This is a genomic window from Krasilnikovia cinnamomea, from assembly GCF_004217545.1.
GTDB classification, from domain to species: domain Bacteria; phylum Actinomycetota; class Actinomycetes; order Mycobacteriales; family Micromonosporaceae; genus Actinoplanes; species Actinoplanes cinnamomeus.
In genome coordinates this window covers 2,208,440-2,224,256 of the sequence record NZ_SHKY01000001.1, presented here as the reverse complement: position 1 = coordinate 2,224,256, position 15,817 = coordinate 2,208,440, and the positions used below count along the sequence as shown (strand labels likewise).

Here is a 15,817-nt window from a genome sequence, read left to right as displayed (position 1 = left end):
CGTGACCGTAGCGCAGCGAGAGCTGCTGATCCGTGCTATCGGGGCAAACCGGAATCCCGCCATGAACCGGGCCGGCCCGCCGGGCGGGCGCTGCGCACCCAGGCACTCATGCGCGGCGGGGGCGTCGGGGCGCCCGAGGTCGCCGTCCGGCTGACCAGGGCGCCGACGAGCGCGGCGACCTCCTCGGCGGTCGGCGTACCACGGACGACGCTGAACTTGGTTTCAGGGTCCATCGACGCAGCTTACGACGCCGGTGTGGGCGGACGGTGACACACGTCCCACGGACTGCTGATCAATTAGCTGCGGCTCGACAGCACCGGGTATTTTCTGCGTGATGTCTTCTTCTCCCCCGCTCGTAGTCGCTGACCGTTATCGCCTCGTTGCGCCACTCGGTCAGGGCGGGATGGGTCGTGTCTGGCGTGCGGTCGATGTCGTGCTGCACCGTGACGTGGCCATCAAGGAGCTCGTCCCGCCTCCCGGCCTGACGGTCGACGAGCGGCGGGAGATGCGGGAACGGTCGCTGCGCGAGGCCCGCGCGATCGCCCGGCTCAACAACATCAACGTGGTTCGCGTCTTCGACGTGCTGCGTACGGATGCCGATCCGTGGATCGTCATGGAGTACGTGCCGTCGCGCTCCTTGCAGGACATTCTCGCCAGCGACGGCCCGTTCCCGGCGGTGCGCGCGGCCGAGATGGGTCTCGGCATGCTCAATGCGTTGCGTGCGGCCCACCGGGCGGGCGTGGTGCACCGTGACGTCAAGCCGGGCAACGTGCTGCTCGGCGAGGACGGCCGTGTCGTGCTGACGGACTTCGGCCTGGCCACGGTTCCCGGCGACCCGAATGTCACCCGGACGGGCTTGGTGCTGGGCTCGCCCGCGTACATCGCGCCGGAGCGCGCACGGGACGGCACGGCCGGGCCTGCCGCGGACCTGTGGTCGCTCGGCGCGACGCTGTACGCTGCGGTCGAGGGTCAGTCCCCGTTCGCGCGGTCGTCGGCGATCGCCACCCTGGCGGCACTGGCCACGGAGAATCCGCCGCCCGCCCGCAACGCGGGCCCGCTCAAGCCGGTCCTCAACGGCCTGTTGCGCAAGGATCCGAGCCACCGGATCAACGCCGACGAGGCGGAGCGTCTGCTCCTGCGCGCCACGGGACGCCGGTCGAAGCTGTCGTTCCCGATGAGTCCGACGATGCGGCGGCCCGGGGCCGGCCGGGACCGCTCCGCGCCGTCGTTCGGCCCGCCGGTCGTGCCGGGCACCGGCTTCACGGCGACGGGCTCGGCGCCGGTCGTACCGGGTCCGCGCCCGCCGGTATCCCCGGCCCGCCCACCGATGTCACCGGCGCGCCCCCCGGCTTCGCCCGGCCAGCCCCCGGTTTCCCCGGCGCTGCCACCGGCGTCACCAGGCCGTCCGCCTGTGACACCGGGTCGTGCTCCGGTCACGCCGGCCGCTGACGGGCGCCCGGTCTTCACGCCGGGCAAGGCCACGGTCGGGCGTCGGCAGATGCCCGACACGCCCACCCGCATCGACCAGCCCAAGGCGGCCGGGCCCCGCCTCGACGCCACCCGGGTGGACACCCCGCCGGTCCGCGACGGCGGGCGTCCGGGCCGGACATCATCCGGTACGGCAACGCCACCGCCCCCACCCGCGGGCAGCGCGCCGCCCGGAACGGGTCCCGCCGCCGACGAGACCATTCGCGGGTCCCGTTCCGGCGCAGCGTTGACGGCAGACCAGATCGCGGCCCACCGTCGCCGGGCCGCAGCCCGCATCGAAATGCCTGCGCCACCGCGCCCAGGCGGCGAGACCGCGGTGCCTGCCGCGCCCAGGCCAAGTGGCGCCGAGACAGCAGTGCCGGCTGCGCCCCGGCCGGGCGGCGGCGAGACGGCGGCACCCCCCGCCCCGCCCCGGTCGGCCGGCGGCGAGACGGCGGTACCCACTCCACCCCGACCTGTTGGCGAAATCGAGCCCGTTGGCGACATCGAGCCATCGCCGCCAGCGGACCGGGCGGAGCCTGGCCAGGAGTCAGAGACGGCCGCGCCGCAGGGCGATGCCGGGGCATCCGCCGAGGTCGCGCAGCCCGAGCACGAGGGACAGACCGAGGCGTCCACCCATCAACCGGAGGTGCACTCCGACGCGGCCGATGCGACCGACACCGAGGCCGCCGACGCGATCGAAGCGACCGCCGAGGCCCAGACGGCGAAGGCCGCGACCGCCGGAACCCACCCCGCGACCGCCGGAACCCACCCCGCGACCGCCGGAACCCACCCCGCGACCGCCGGAACCCACCCCGCGACCGCCGGAACCCAGCCCGCGAAAGCCCAGGCCGTGAAAGCCCAGCCCGCGAAGGCCGAAGCCCAGGCCGCGAAGGCCGAAACTCAGCCCGCGAAGACCCAGGCCGCGAAGGCCGAAACTCAGCCCGCGAAGGCCGAAACCCAGGCCGCGAAGACTCAGACCGCGAAAGCCCAGGCCCAGAGCAAGCCAGACTCCCCCGGAGGTACGAACGCTGCCGGAAGCGCGGCCCCCGCGTCCCGGCGCTCCCAGGCCGCAGAGAATCCCCAAGCCGCCAGCGGGAACACGAACGTCGCCGGTGGCAAGACCGAACTCATCGCCGTCGACGGCCCCACCAAGCCCGAAGGTGACGAGGGGCAAACGGCACCGTCGGCGGACGAGTCCGCCCCGGCACAGCCCGCTGCGGATCCCCGCCCATCGGCCACGAAGCCCAAGACCGGCGCCAAGCCCACGGTCGGCGTCCGGGCGGGTGCCGGATCGAGCAGCAAGGCCTCACGCAAGAAGGCGCGAGGCCGTAACACCGCAACGGCGAAGACAGGTACGGCGTCCACCTCACCGGCCGGCACCCCGTCGCCGGGTACCGCGAAGGCGTCCGCGACCAGCGACCCCACGCCGGGATCCACGGTCGAAGGGGGAGGAACGGAAGCCGCCGCGCCCGCGACGGCAGCACGTGACGGCGCTCAGAAGTCGTCGGCCACCGCTGCGGCGGGGAGCACCCCGACCACGAACGCCACCAGTACGACGCCCACTCCGGCGACGGCATCGGGCAAGAACCGGAACGCGGCCGAGACGAAGCCCTCCACGGCCCCGACCGGGCAGGCGCCAGCCGCTGGAGCAGCCGAAGCGGGCGACGCCGTCAGCACAGCGGCCGCGCCGGACCGAGGCGCCAGGGCTGCCGGAACCGGCGCGCCGGTGGGCGAAGCTCCCGCCCAGACGGGCCCGGAGTCCGGTGACCTCACCGAGGCGAGCCAGTCCGCCGGTCCTGCGGCGGCGGCGAGCGCGGGCGCCGACAGGGACTTGACCACGAAGGTTGCCCCGGCTCCATCCACGGTGGGCGTGCCGCTGGCTCGGCCCGCCACGGACCATCCGGGCAGCGCCGGTCGCACCGGCATCGGCCGGCGCGGCAGGACGACAGCTGCGGGCGTGGACGCCACGAAGCTGCTCGCCCAGGGCGGGTCGGGAGCTGGACGGTCGTTCGGTGGTGCCTCGGCCGGTTCCGGCCGGCCCGCGTGGCAGCCGATGCCGGTGCGGGACCCGTCGTCCGGCCGCAGGGGCGTCACCGTGTTCGGGACGACGCTGACCCGGCGGCAGACGGCCATCGGCGTCGCGATCCTGCTCGCGCTGGTCCTGGTCCTGGTGCTGATCGTGCGGATGGCCGCCGGCGGAGGCGACGCCAACAAGGCCACCGGCGACGCGCACAAGGCCGGCAACACCCCGAGCGCGGCCGCCTCGGCACCGGCGGTTCCGGCGCCGACACCGAGCCAGCCGGCGGCTTCGGCGCCCCAACCTCCGGCGACGAAGCCGAGCGCGCCGCAGACCAGTGCGCCGCAGACCAATGCCGCCCTGCCCGCGGGCTGGCGCGTCTACCGGGACAGGTCGGGCTTCTCCATCCCGCTGCCGGGGGACGCCGACATCTCGCATCCGGGCCGCGAGCTGCACGTACGGTGGGACAACCGTCTCCTGATCATCGATCAGACGGACCAGCCGCAGCCGGACCCGCTGGCCGACTCGAAGGAGCAGGAGCAGGCCCGGCGCAACTCGAAGTACCGCGACTACGATCCGGTCCGGCTGGAGGCCGTGAAGTACTTCTACAAGGCCGCCGACTGGGAGTTCTTCTACACCACCAGCAGCAACAACCGGCAGCACGTGTGGAAGCGCAACTTCCTGTCCAGCCCGGACCAGGCGTACAGCATCGGCATGTACGCGGTGCCCGAGGACTGGGGTTCGGCCAGCCAGGAGATGCAGATCATGCTCAAGGGGTTCAAACCGGCGTCGTGAGCGGCCGGGCTTGGGGGCGCTGATCGACTACGCTGCCGGGCTGTGTCGACCGATGGACTGACAGACCTGTGGGACAAGCTGTTCGGCGCCCAGCCCGACCCGCCTGCGCTGCTGGTGCTGGTCACCGTGCTGCTGGCGTTCGTGGTGGTGGCGGTACGGCCGCTGTGGCGGATCGCGCGCAACGCGGTCACCATCGCGCACGAGGGCGGGCACGCCCTGGCGGCGCTGCTCACCGGGCGCAAGCTGCGGGGCATCCGGCTGGAGTTCGACACTTCCGGGTTGACCCTGTCGGCGGGGCGGCCGACCGGCCCGGGGATGATCCTGACGCTGTTGGCGGGCTACCTCGCGCCGTCGCTGGTCGGGCTGCTGGGCGCCTGGCTGCTCGGCGGTAACCGCATCACCCTGCTGTTGTGGCTGGCGGTCGTCCTGCTGCTGCTCACGCTGATCAACATCCGCAACGCCTTCGGCGCGGTGTCGCTGCTGGTCACGGGCGCGATCGTCGTCGTGGTCTCCTGGTACGCGACCCCGCAGGTGCAGGCCGCGTTCGCGTACACCGGGGTGTGGTTCCTGCTGATCGGTGGGCTGCGGCCGGTCGGGGAGCTGCAGAAGCTGCGGAGCCGGGGCCGGATGCCGGAGTCCGACGCGGACCAGCTCGCGCACCTCACCCACCTGCCAGCACTGTTCTGGGTGGGTACGTTCGGGCTGGTCAACCTCGTGGTGCTGGTGGCTGGCGCGTTCCTGCTGGCGGGCCAGTGGCTGCCGGACCTGGGCGCCCCGACGCCCTGACACGGGCGCCCCGAACGCCCTGACACGGGCACGACGGTGAGCAGGCCCAAGAAGCGGGCCCGCAATGACCCCTACAGCGGGATGTTGCCGTGCTTCTTCGGGGGCAGCGTCTCCCGCTTGCTGCGCAGCATCCGCAGCGCCCGGGTCACCTGCGCCCTGGTCTGCGACGGGGAGATCACCGCGTCCACGTAGCCGCGTTCCGCCGCGATGTACGGGTTGGCCAGCGTGTCCTCGTACTCCTCGATCAGCTGTGCCCGCGTCGCCACCGGGTCCTCGGCCGCGGCCAGCTCGCTGCGGTAGAGGATGTTCACCGCGCCCTGCGCGCCCATGACCGCGATCTGCGCGGTGGGCCACGCGAAGTTCATGTCGGCGCCCAGGTGCTTGGAACCCATGACGTCGTACGCACCGCCGTACGCCTTGCGGGTGATGACGGTGACCTTGCCGACGGTGGCCTCCGCGTACGCATAAATGAGCTTGGCCCCGCGCCGGATGATGCCCTCCCACTCCTGGCCGGTGCCGGGCAGGAAGCCGGGAACGTCCACGAACGTGAGCACCGGGATGTTGAAGGCGTCGCAGGTCCGCACGAACCGGGCCGCCTTCTCGGAGGCCGCGATGTCGAGGGTGCCCGCGAAGTGCATGGGCTGGTTCGCGACGACGCCGACGGGGCGGCCCTCGACGCGGCCGAAGCCGACCACGATGTTCTGCGCGTACAGCGGCTGGACCTCGAGGAAGTCGTCGACGACGGCCTCGACGACCTTGCGGATGTCATACGGCTGGTTCGCCGAGTCCGGGATGAGGGTGTCCAGGGCCAGATCGGCTTCGTTGGGCTCCAGGTCCGCGGGATCGTCGAAGGTGGTCGGTTCGTCCAGGTTGTTGCTAGGCAGGTACGACAGGAGCGCGCGCACGTAGTCGATCGCGTCGTCCTCGTCGCTGGCGAGGTAGTGGGCGTTGCCGCTGCGGGTGTTGTGGGTGCGGGCGCCGCCGAGTTCCTCCATGCCGACGTCCTCGCCGGTGACCGTGCGGATGACGTCCGGTCCGGTGATGAACATGTGGGAGGTCTGGTCGACCATCACGGTGAAGTCGGTGATCGCGGGGGAGTACACCGCGCCGCCCGCGCACGGGCCCATGATCAGGGAGATCTGCGGGATGACGCCGCTGGCCCGGACGTTGCGGAAGAAGATGTCGGCGTACAGGCCGAGGGCGACGACGCCCTCCTGGATGCGGGCGCCGCCGGAGTCGTTGATGCCGATGATCGGGCAGCCGATCTTCATGGCGAGGTCCAGCACCTTGACGATCTTCTCGCCGAAGACCTCGCCCAGCGACCCGCCGAAGACCGTGAAGTCCTGGGAGAACACGCACACCTGGCGGCCGTCGACAGTGCCGTAGCCGGTGACCACGCCATCGCCGTACGGGCGGTTGGAGTCCAGGCCGAAGTTGGTCGAGCGGTGCCGGGCGAGTTCGTCGAGTTCCACGAAGGAGCCCTCGTCGAGCAGCATCGCGATCCGTTCGCGGGCGGTCTTCTTGCCGCGGGCGTGCTGCTTCTCCACGGCCCGCGCGGAGCCGGCGTGCACCGCCTCCTCGACCCGGCGGTCCAGGTCGGCCAGCTTGCCTGCGGTGGTGTGGATGTCGGTCCTGGTCGCGTCCTGCTGGGTGGTCACGGGTACCGTCCTCGCGCTCTCTCCGCCACGCCGTCGTCGCCGTGGGTTGCCGCTCGCCGTGATCGTAGTCAGCCACACGCGGGGCGTCGCTACGGGTGCGTTTCGCACTCAATACCCCATTCGTTACTTCCCCCGTGACGAACTGGATGACCGTTACCGGCATCGCCCTGATCTGCGTGGGGCTGGTCCTGCTGGTCGCGTTCCGGGCCGTAGTGTTCGGCGGCCGGAAACGGCGGCAGGCCCGCACGGCCGCGGCGAACCGTCGGGCGCAACTGCCCGCCGCCCCGGTGGACGGTCCCTGGGCCGCGCAACTGCCCCCCGCCTCGCCGGACGGCCCCTGGGCGGCCGAGCTTCCGTCCGCCTCGCCGGACGACCCCTGGGCCGCCGAGCCGCACGGGGACGGGCGTGGCGGGTGGGACGCGCCGGGCGGGCATCCCGGCCGGCCGGTCCGTGGCGGCGGCCAGCGCCCCCGGTCCGCGGACGAGGCGGCCCCGGCGATCGGCGCCCCCGCGCGCCGCTCCCGGGGGCGCGTCCCGGCGGCGACCCGCACCCGGGCCCGGGCCGACGGCTCGGCCCGCATCGACACCGCGGCCGCCGGGTACGCCGACGGCGCCGAGCCGGGACACCCGGCGAAGGAGCGTCGTGGCGCGCGGGGCGGCGAACGCCGGACCATGTGGCTCGATCCGGACCCCGACGCCGGTGCCGTGGTGCGTTCCGTGCCGGTCGTCGCGGGCGCGGCCGAGCCCGCATCCGCTGTGGCGGCCGACGCGGACCTCGCCGATGACATCGTGGACGAGCCCGGCTCGCGGCGTTTCCGGCGGCGGCGGGGCAGCACCGGGGCGGCGGAGCGGCGCCGCCGCCGCGACGAGGACGAGGACTCCCAGTACGTGCTGGCCTCCCTCGGCCTGGCCGACGACGGAGCACCGGAGCGCGACGGCGACGACCCGTTCGAGGCGCTGGATCCGGGCGACCCGGACCACGGACGGACGGATCCGTACGACGGTGTCAGCGAGCCGCGCCCGGACGACCCGTCCGGATTCGGCGACCGGGACGATCCGCGCGTGCCGATGGACTTCTCCAGCACCGGCCCGGGCGCTGACGAACCGGCCGATCCGGGATTCGCCGGCTCCACGCCGGACGCGGACGGCACCGGTGGTTCCGGAGCCATGGGCGGCGTCGGCGGGCTTGCCGCGACGCTGTTGGACGACGATGCGGCCGGAGGGGGAGCACCGTCCGGCGCGGGGGTGGGACTCGGCCGGGGTGAGTTCGATCGGGCCGGTACGGCTCAGGATCCGGAATCGCGCTCGCCGTACCGGGCCGCCGCGCCGGCGCCGCGCGGGTGGCCCGCGGACCGCTCCGACCAGCGCTACGGCGACCGGGTGGAGGGCTGGGTGCGCCCCGAATACCGGGAGCTGCCCGAGGTCGACACCGCCGGGGCGTACTGGACTCCGGCCCCGGACGGCCCGTACGTGGAGCCCTCCGCCAGCGGGTACGGGTGGCCGGTGCCGGTCGAGCGGCTGCCCGCCGCCCCGCCGTACGAGCCGGTGACCGGGTTCGACCTGCCGCCGGTGTCCGACCTGACGACTGTCGTGCCGACCTGGCCACCGGCCGGCACCGAGCAGCCGCGGTTCGCCCCGGCGCGCGACAGTGGCTCGGGGATCCTCTGGGGTTCCGCGCGCGACGACACGGTCTGGGGCGACTCCGGTGTGGACGAGGTGCCCGAGCCGTACGGCTGGCCCCCGGCCGGTCCGCAGCGCCGTTCGCCGGGTCCGGTGGGCGATCCGGTGGTTGACCGGTTCGGGGCGCCGGAACGCGAGCCGCGTTTCGGCCCGGGTGGGTCGGCGCGCCGTACGGGGCCGCCTCGGGGCTCCGTCCGGATGCCGGGCTCCGCATCGGTTCCGGCGCCCGGGTTCGGGCGGCCCCGGGACTTCGGCGCACCGTCGGGTCTGGGTGTGGCGCCGGTGCAGGGTCTCGGCCCGGCGCGGGGGTTCGGGCGTACGCCCGGCATCGGTCGGCCCTCGGGGTACGCCCCGGCGCAGGGGATCGGGCCGGAAGCCGTGGCCCTGCCCGGCGACGACCGGGATCTCCGCGCGCGGCCACGTCCCCGCCCCCGGCCCCGCCCGGGCGGGGCGGACGCCCGCAGCACGGTCTACGTCAGCAGACACGCGGCCGACCCGGGCTGAGCCCGGCCGCGCGGCTAGGGTGAGCGGATGCCGTCCTCGCCGTACGCGGACCTGGAGCGCCCTCCGCTGGTTTTCCGCTCCCTCGAGCGTGGGCTGTTGACCCCGGGCGGCCTGTGGCAGCGGCTGGACCTGCGTACCGAAACCGACTCGACGAACGCCGACGTGGCCGACGCCGCGCGCGCGGGGGAGCCCGAGGGCCTGATCGTGGTGGCCGAGCGGCAGCTGGCGGGCCGGGGGCGGCGCGGCCGGGACTGGGTGTCGCCGCCCCGGGCGGGGCTGACCGTCAGCGTGCTGTTGCGTCCCGGCCGGCCGGTGCCCGCGCGCGGCTGGCCCGCCGTCCCGGCCCGGGCGTACGGCTGGTTGCCGTTGCTGGCCGGTGCGGCCCTGCGCGCCACCGTCGAGAAGCTGACCAGCCTGGACGCGGCCGTGAAGTGGCCGAACGACCTGCTGATCCGGACCGCGGACGGTGAGGCGAAGTGCGCCGGCATCCTCGCGGAGGCCGTGGACGACGCGGTGGTGCTCGGCATCGGCCTCAACGTCACGACCCGTCCGGAGGAACTGCCGCGCGTGCCGACCGGCCTGCCGGCCACGTCGTTGCGGGCGGCGGGTGCGGAGATGACCGACCGGGACCCGCTGTTGCGGTCGCTGCTGCGCGGCCTGGCCCAGTGGTACGCGGGCTGGCGCGACACCGGCGGCGACGCGGAGATGTGTGGGCTGCTGGCCGCCTACCGGGACGGGTGCGCGACCCTCGGACGCGCGGTACGGGTGCTGCTGCCGGGCGGCGACGAGGTCACCGGAACGGCGACCACGGTGGACCCGGACGGTCAGTTGGTGATCCGGACGGCTGACGGCGAGCGGCGCGTCTCCGCGGGTGACGTGGTGCACGTACGCTGACCGGCGTGCGTTTCCCGGACGATGTGCTCACCGATTCCGAGGACGTAGTCCTCCACCTGCGCCCGCATGCCCGGGCGGCGGTCCTGCCCGGCCTGGTGCTGCTGGTCACGCTCGCGGCGATGATCGTGGCGTGGGTGATGCTGCCGACGGACCTGGGCGGCCGGATCGGCGTCTGGGTGGTCGCGGTGATCTGTCTCGGGGTCGCGGTGCGCCGGGGCGTCTGGCCGCTGCTCGTGTGGCGCTGCACCCACTACGTGATCACGGACGAGCGGATCCTGCTGCAGGACGGGGTGCTGGCGCGGGAGCGGCGGGATCTGCCGCTGGCCCGGGTCAACGACCACGCGATGACCCAGTCGGTGCTCGACCGGCTGCTCGGTTGCGGCACGCTGACCGTCGATTCCATCGGCGACCGCGTCGCGGTGCTGGCGTCCGTGCCGCACGTGCACGAGGTGCAGACCACCCTGTACGAGCTGATCGAGCACGACCGGCTGCGCCCCGCCGACGACGAGCTTGCGGACGACGACGAGCCGGGGGACGACGACGAGGTGCCGGTCCCCCGGGCGAGGGACCGCCGCGGGCGGCGCGCGCTGCGGGGTTGAGCTGCGCGGGGTTGAGCTGCGCGGGGTTGAGCTGCGGCGGGGTCAGCTGCCGGAGCGGGCGGGGCGCTCGGCGTCCAGCTCGGCCAGCTCGATCTCGCGTTCCAGCTCGGCGAGCTGCGCGGCGCTGCCGGGGTGGTGTTCGGCGCTGAACTCGGCGAGGCCGGCGGCCGGGTCCAGTTCGGTGATGGCGTCCTCGTGGCCGTCGACCGGCGGCTTGAGGAACACGAAGGTCCGGTACGCCCAGAACCGGAAGATGGTGGCGATCCCGGTCGCGAAGAGGGTGACCCCCATGATGGCGAGCTTGTGGTCGGACTCGTTGAGGCCCACGCCGTACTTGGCGATGGTCACCGCGCCGGACTGGATGAGCATCCCGATGAGGTTGAAGCCGAAGAACAGGGTGTACTCGCGGCGCAGCGCGCTGCGGGCGTGGTGCCGGTAGGTCCAGTAGCGGTTCGCCAGGTAGGCCAGCGTCGTCGTGATGACCGTGGCGATCACGGTCGCCTTCACCGCGCCGATCGGCATGGTCACGTAGAAGATGGCCATGTAGAGCACGGTGTTCGCGGCGCCGATAACGCCGAAGGCGAACGCCTCGGGGACGAGACGGCGCAGCCGTTCCGTCAGCGAGCGGGCTGGGGGCATCTGGACAACCTTACGGGAGGGTGGGTGGGTACCACGGTGGGCCGGGGGCGGTGACGGCGCCGTCACATGTGCGGAAGGGGCGCTAGCCCGGGGTCCGTGGTGTCCGGTGCGGGTGAGACGGGCTCCGCGGCGTCGGCGGCGCGGAACACGAAGCGGCGGTACGACCAGAAGCGGAACAGGGTGCCCAGTACGCCGCCCACGAGCAGGCCGGACACGTTGTCCGCGAGCGGGCTCTGCAGCGCGGGCCAGAACTGGCCGAGCCCGTAGTGGCTGATGGTCAGGCAGGCGAGGCCGATGCCGAGTCCGGCCGCGTTGAGGAAGAAGAAGGTGGCGTACTGCCGGGCCATGTTGTGGTGCTCGCGGTGCCGCCACGTCCAGAAGCGGTTGCCGGTGAAGGCGACGGTGGTGGCGACGACCGTGGAGCCGGTCTTGGCCAGCAGGGTCTCCACGTCGAGCTGGAGCAGCACGTTGAAGATGGCCAGGTCGACCGCGAACGCGACGGTGCCGACGACGCCGAACTTGCCGACCTCCCGCACCAGCGCGCTCAGCCTGGCGCGCAGGCTGGACGTCTGCGGCGGCGGAGTCTCTGGCACGGGATCGAGACTACCGGCGCCTGTCACCCGGCGACGTCCCCGTGAGCGACCCGTGAGCGACTCTTAACCGGCGGGCTCGGCATGGTGACGCTGCCGGTACGGACGGTGACGAATCACGTCCAAATCGGCGATTTCGGCGAGGCGGCCCCGGCAGCCACCGCACCAGCGCAGGTGGGCGCGGAGCCGGGCGGTGTCGCGGGTGGCCAGCCGGCCGCGGACGTGCCCGCCGAGCCGGTCGCCCGTCCACCGGCATTCGGGCTGCTCGGCGATGGCCACATGCTGCTGCAGGTAGCGCTGGCGCAGACCTTCCCGGGCGCGGTGCGCGAGCACGGCGACCGCGTTCGGGGTGAGCCCCAGCAGGGGGGCGACCTCGGCCGGGCTGGCCCCTTCCACCTCGGTGTGCCAGAGCACGTCGCGCCAGCGGGCGGGCAGTTGACTGAACGCGCGGGCGGCGAAGGTGCGCTCCAGCCGGTCCAGTGCCGGGTCGAGGAACGGTTCCCCCGGGTCGTAGCGGGTGAGGTCGTCGGTGAACTCCAGCCGCCGGTCCCGGCGGGCCCGGTGGTAGCAGACGTGCCGCAGGGTGGTGTGCAGGTACGCCCGGAACGCGACGAGCGGTCCGCGCCCGGCCCGCAGCGCGGCGAACACGTTGGTGAAGGTCTCGGCGACCAGGTCGTCCGCGTCGGCGGGGTTGGGGGCGAGGGTGTGCGCGAGCTGCTTGGTTGCCGCGGAGTGCCGCTGGTAGAGCGTGCCGTAGGCGTCCGCGTTTCCGGCGCGTACGGCCGCGAGCAGGTCGGTGTCCGTGTCGCTGCCCGGCATCGCCATTCCTGCCTCCTGACGACGATGGGGAGGAAAGCCCGGTTACGTCCAAGTTTAGGCAGCTTGGTCGGGTTTGTGAAAGTCGAGGCAGGAAGCAGGTCGGAGCGCACTCGTGCGCACTCGTGCGCTGACTTCCGAAAGATCAATCGTGAACGCGCACAAACACCGAGGATTGTGCGGTTGTCCACAGGGTGAACCGATGAACTGAACGGTCGATCGGCTTACGCTCAGGTGACTCCCGTGACTTACGAGGCCGTCCGCGGCCTGGCTCGTCGCAGGTCAGTGCCGACCGAAGGAGATCCACGAATGTCTTTGCCCGCTGTCACCGCCCCCACCCGCCACCAACGCCTGCTCGACTGGATCGACGAGGTCGCCGCACTCACCACCCCGGACGCGATCGTCTGGTGCGACGGCTCAGAGCAGGAATGGACGCGCCTCACCGACGAGCTGGTCGAGGCCGGCTCACTCGTCCGCCTCAACGCGGAGAAGAAGCCGAACTCCTTCTGGGCCCGCACCGATCCCGGTGACGTCGCCCGCGTGGAGGAGCGCACCTACATCTGCTCCGTCGACCCGGCCGACGCCGGGCCGACCAACAACTGGATGGCGCCTTCCGAGATGAAGGCGACGATGACCGAGCTGTACCGCGGCTGCATGCGCGGCCGCACGATGTACGTCGTCCCGTTCTGCATGGGCCCGCTCGACTCACCGAGCCCCATGTTCGGGGTCGAGCTGACCGACAGCCCGTACGTGGTCGCGTCCATGAAGATCATGACCCGGATGGGCACCAAGGTGCTCGAGGCCATGGGCGACGACGCGCCGTTCGTGCCCGCCCTGCACTCCGTCGGCGCGCCGCTGGAGCCGGGTCAGCAGGACGTGCCCTGGCCGTGCAACGAGACCAAGTACATCTCGCATTTCCCGGAGACCCGCGAGATCTGGTCGTTCGGCTCCGGCTACGGCGGCAACTCGCTGCTCGGCAAGAAGTGCTTCGCGCTGCGCATCGCCAGCGTCGCCGCCCGCGACGAGGGCTGGCTGGCCGAGCACATGCTGATCATGAAGCTGACCTCGCCCGAGGGTCAGGTCCGCTACATCGCCGCCGCGTTCCCGTCGGCCTGTGGCAAGACCAACCTGGCCATGCTGGAGCCCACGGTTCCCGGCTGGAAGGTCGAGACCATCGGCGACGACATCGCCTGGATGCGCTTCGGTGAGGACGGCCGCCTGTGGGCCACCAACCCGGAGTACGGCCTGTTCGGCGTCGCGCCCGGCACGGACTACAAGACCAACCCGAACGCGATGCGCACCCTGGCCAAGGGCAACTCGCTGTTCACCAACGTGGCGCTCACCGACGACGGTGACATCTGGTGGGAGGGCATGGGCGAGCCGCCCGCGCATCTGACCGACTGGCACGGCAACGACTGGACGCCGGACTCCGACGCCCTGTCCAGCCACCCGAACAGCCGGTTCTGCACCCCGATCACGCAGTGCCCGATCCTGGCGCCCGAGTACGACGACCCGCGCGGGGTGCCGATCGACGCCATCCTGTTCGGTGGCCGCCGCAAGACCACCATCCCGCTGGTCACCGAGGCCCGCGACTGGGCGCACGGCGTGTACCTCGGCGCCACGCTGTCGTCGGAGACCACGGCCGCCGCGGTCGGCCAGGTCGGCGTCGTACGCCGCGACCCGATGGCGATGCTGCCGTTCATCGGCTACCACGCCGGTGACTACTTCCAGCACTGGATCGAGATGGGCAAGGGTGCCGGCGGCGACGCCGACAAGCTGCCCAAGGTGTTCTACGTCAACTGGTTCCGCCGTGGCGACGACGGCCGGTTCCTGTGGCCCGGCTTCGGCGAGAACTCCCGGGTGCTCAAGTGGATCGTCGAGCGCCTCGACGGCCGCGCGGCCGCCGTGGAGACCCCCGTCGGGCACGTGCCGACGCCGGACGCGCTCGACCTGACCGGGCTCGACATGTCCGCTGAGGACCTCGAGGCCGCGCTGCGCGTCGACCGCGACGAGTGGCTGGCCGAGCTGCCGCTGGTCACCGAGTGGTTCGAGAAGATGGGCGACAAGCTGCCCGCCGTACTGTGGTCCGAGCTGGACGCTCTGCGCGCCCGGCTCAACGCCGCCTGATCCACCGATCCCAGCGCCCGCACCTCTTCTGAGGTGCGGGCGCTGCTGTGTACGGTGCGGGCGTGAGCCTTCGACCGGTGCCACGAGGTGCAGTCCGGTGAGGTTCGATGTCGCGGTCGTCGGGGCGGGTCCCGCCGGGGCGGCCGCGGCGCTGGCCGCCCGCCGGGCCGGGGCCCGGGTCCTGCTGCTCGACCGCGCCGACTTCCCCCGCGACAAGCCGTGCGGCGACGGCATCGCCGCGAACGCCCTCGACATCCTCACCGGCCTCGGCGTGCCCGACGCCGCCCGGGGCCATCCGCCGATCGGCCGCCTGCGGTTAGTGGCTCCCGGCGGGGCGGTGGTGGCCCGCCCCCTGCCGCGCCCGGCACACACCGTGCCCCGCCGGGTCTTCGACGCCCGGCTGGTCGCCGCGGCGGTCGCGGCCGGGGCGGACCTGCGGCGCCGTTCGGTACGGGCGGTCCACGACGACGGGCACGAGGTCCGGGTGGCGTGTTCCACCGGCGGCCGGGACGACGAGTACCGGGCCGCCGTGGTGATCGGCGCGGACGGGGCGGGCTCGGTCGTGCGCCGCGCCCTCGGCCACCCGCCCAACCCGCCCGGGCACCTGGCGCTCGCCCTGCGCGGCTACGCACCGTGGGACGGCGCGGAACAGCTCATCGTCACCACGAGCGCGCGCTGGCCCGCGTACGCGTGGGCGTTTCCGCTCGGCGACGGCACGGCCAACGTCGGATACGGGGAGGTGTTACGCGGCGCCCCGCTGAGCCGGGCGTACCTGCTGGAGCGCCTGGCCGGGCTGCTGCCCGGCACCGATGCGACCAGCCCGCGCGCCCACCACCTGCCCCTGTCCACGCACCGGCCGCCGCCCGCGCGGGGCCGGGTGCTGCTGGCCGGGGACGCCCTGTCCTTGATCAACCCGTTCACGGGCGAGGGCATCTTCTACGCGGTGCTCTCCGGTGCGCTGGCGGGCGCGGCGGCGGCGGGAGCTGCCCACGAAGCCGGCGCCCGGTACACCGCTGCCCTGCGCCGCCGCCTGGGCCGCCACCTGCGGCACTCCGGGATGGCCGCCCGGCTCACCCGGGGCGCGCGGGTGGTGGACGCGGCCGTGCGGGCCGCGCACCGGCATGGGGCCGTCTTCGACCGGATGGTCGATCTGGGGGTCGGTGACGGAGTCTTCGACATTCGGACTATCGGACGCATCGCCACGGAGCTGCTGCGCCCCGGACCGGTCCGGCATTAAGGGTGG

11 protein-coding genes and 1 pseudogene are annotated in these 15,817 nt (G+C 73.1%); 7 read left to right on the top strand and 5 right to left on the bottom strand.

What is annotated here, in order from left to right:
• Positions 1-35 precede the first annotated feature (35 nt).
• Entirely contained in the window at positions 36-233 is a 198-nt protein-coding gene (locus tag EV385_RS09915) for an acyl-CoA carboxylase subunit epsilon (RefSeq protein WP_130509207.1), read from the bottom strand.
• 101 nt (positions 234-334) lie between these two features.
• Between EV385_RS09915 and EV385_RS09910 the strand changes: the two are divergent.
• Both EV385_RS09910 and EV385_RS09905 read left to right on the top strand, forming a co-directional pair.
• Positions 335-1,432: pseudogene (locus EV385_RS09910) on the top strand (serine/threonine-protein kinase); the annotation flags it as partial.
• A 2,892-nt stretch (positions 1,433-4,324) separates the two neighbouring features.
• Positions 4,325-5,068, top strand: a complete 744-nt coding sequence (locus EV385_RS09905; protein ID WP_130509206.1) for a M50 family metallopeptidase — start codon at positions 4,325-4,327, stop codon at positions 5,066-5,068.
• Between the two features lie 71 nt (positions 5,069-5,139).
• Here EV385_RS09905 and EV385_RS09900 read toward each other — a convergent pair whose 3' ends face one another.
• On the bottom strand, positions 5,140-6,726 hold the full coding sequence (locus EV385_RS09900; protein WP_130509205.1) for an acyl-CoA carboxylase subunit beta: 1,587 nt from the start codon (positions 6,724-6,726) through the stop codon (positions 5,140-5,142).
• 134 nt (positions 6,727-6,860) lie between these two features.
• On the opposite strand from EV385_RS09900, the gene EV385_RS09895 reads away from it, so the two are divergent.
• From EV385_RS09895 to EV385_RS09885, 3 genes are read left to right on the top strand one after another with little or no spacing between them, the layout of a single operon-like run.
• Positions 6,861-8,909, top strand: coding sequence for a hypothetical protein (locus EV385_RS09895; protein WP_130509204.1), 2,049 nt, complete (start codon positions 6,861-6,863; stop codon positions 8,907-8,909).
• Between the two features lie 27 nt (positions 8,910-8,936).
• Positions 8,937-9,803, top strand: coding sequence for a biotin--[acetyl-CoA-carboxylase] ligase (locus EV385_RS09890; RefSeq protein WP_130509203.1), 867 nt, complete (start codon positions 8,937-8,939; stop codon positions 9,801-9,803).
• Between the two features lie 5 nt (positions 9,804-9,808).
• Positions 9,809-10,402, top strand: coding sequence for a PH domain-containing protein (locus tag EV385_RS09885; RefSeq protein ID WP_130509202.1), 594 nt, complete (start codon positions 9,809-9,811; stop codon positions 10,400-10,402).
• Between the two features lie 42 nt (positions 10,403-10,444).
• Here the strand turns inward: EV385_RS09885 and EV385_RS09880 are convergent, their stop codons facing one another.
• From EV385_RS09880 to EV385_RS09870, 3 genes are all read right to left on the bottom strand, one after another.
• Complete coding sequence (locus EV385_RS09880) at positions 10,445-11,041, bottom strand: GtrA family protein (protein ID WP_130509201.1); 597 nt, start codon at positions 11,039-11,041, stop codon at positions 10,445-10,447.
• 62 nt (positions 11,042-11,103) lie between these two features.
• Entirely contained in the window at positions 11,104-11,634 is a 531-nt protein-coding gene (locus EV385_RS09875; RefSeq protein ID WP_242624804.1) for a GtrA family protein, read from the bottom strand.
• A 63-nt stretch (positions 11,635-11,697) separates the two neighbouring features.
• Positions 11,698-12,456, bottom strand: a complete 759-nt coding sequence (locus EV385_RS09870) for a sigma-70 family RNA polymerase sigma factor (RefSeq protein WP_130509200.1) — start codon at positions 12,454-12,456, stop codon at positions 11,698-11,700.
• Positions 12,457-12,756: 300 nt separating this feature from the next.
• Here EV385_RS09870 and EV385_RS09865 point away from each other — a divergent pair, with 300 nt between their 5' ends.
• Both EV385_RS09865 and EV385_RS09860 read left to right on the top strand, forming a co-directional pair.
• Entirely contained in the window at positions 12,757-14,574 is a 1,818-nt protein-coding gene (locus tag EV385_RS09865; RefSeq protein WP_130509199.1) for a phosphoenolpyruvate carboxykinase (GTP), read from the top strand.
• Between the two features lie 97 nt (positions 14,575-14,671).
• On the top strand, positions 14,672-15,811 hold the full coding sequence (locus EV385_RS09860; protein WP_130509198.1) for an NAD(P)/FAD-dependent oxidoreductase: 1,140 nt from the start codon (positions 14,672-14,674) through the stop codon (positions 15,809-15,811).
• The last annotated feature ends 6 nt before the right edge of the window (positions 15,812-15,817 follow it).

Bases quoted from the DNA above. Each gene is read 5' to 3' on its own strand.
- EV385_RS09915 (WP_130509207.1), bottom strand. From the start codon at position 233: ATGGACCCTGAAACCAAGTTCAGCGTCGTCCGTGGTACGCCGACCGCC.
- EV385_RS09865 (WP_130509199.1), top strand. From the start codon at position 12,757: ATGTCTTTGCCCGCTGTCACCGCCCCCACCCGCCACCAACGCCTGCTC.
- EV385_RS09890 (WP_130509203.1), top strand. From the start codon at position 8,937: ATGCCGTCCTCGCCGTACGCGGACCTGGAGCGCCCTCCGCTGGTTTTC.
- EV385_RS09870 (WP_130509200.1), bottom strand. From the start codon at position 12,456: ATGGCGATGCCGGGCAGCGACACGGACACCGACCTGCTCGCGGCCGTA.
- EV385_RS09880 (WP_130509201.1), bottom strand. From the start codon at position 11,041: ATGCCCCCAGCCCGCTCGCTGACGGAACGGCTGCGCCGTCTCGTCCCC.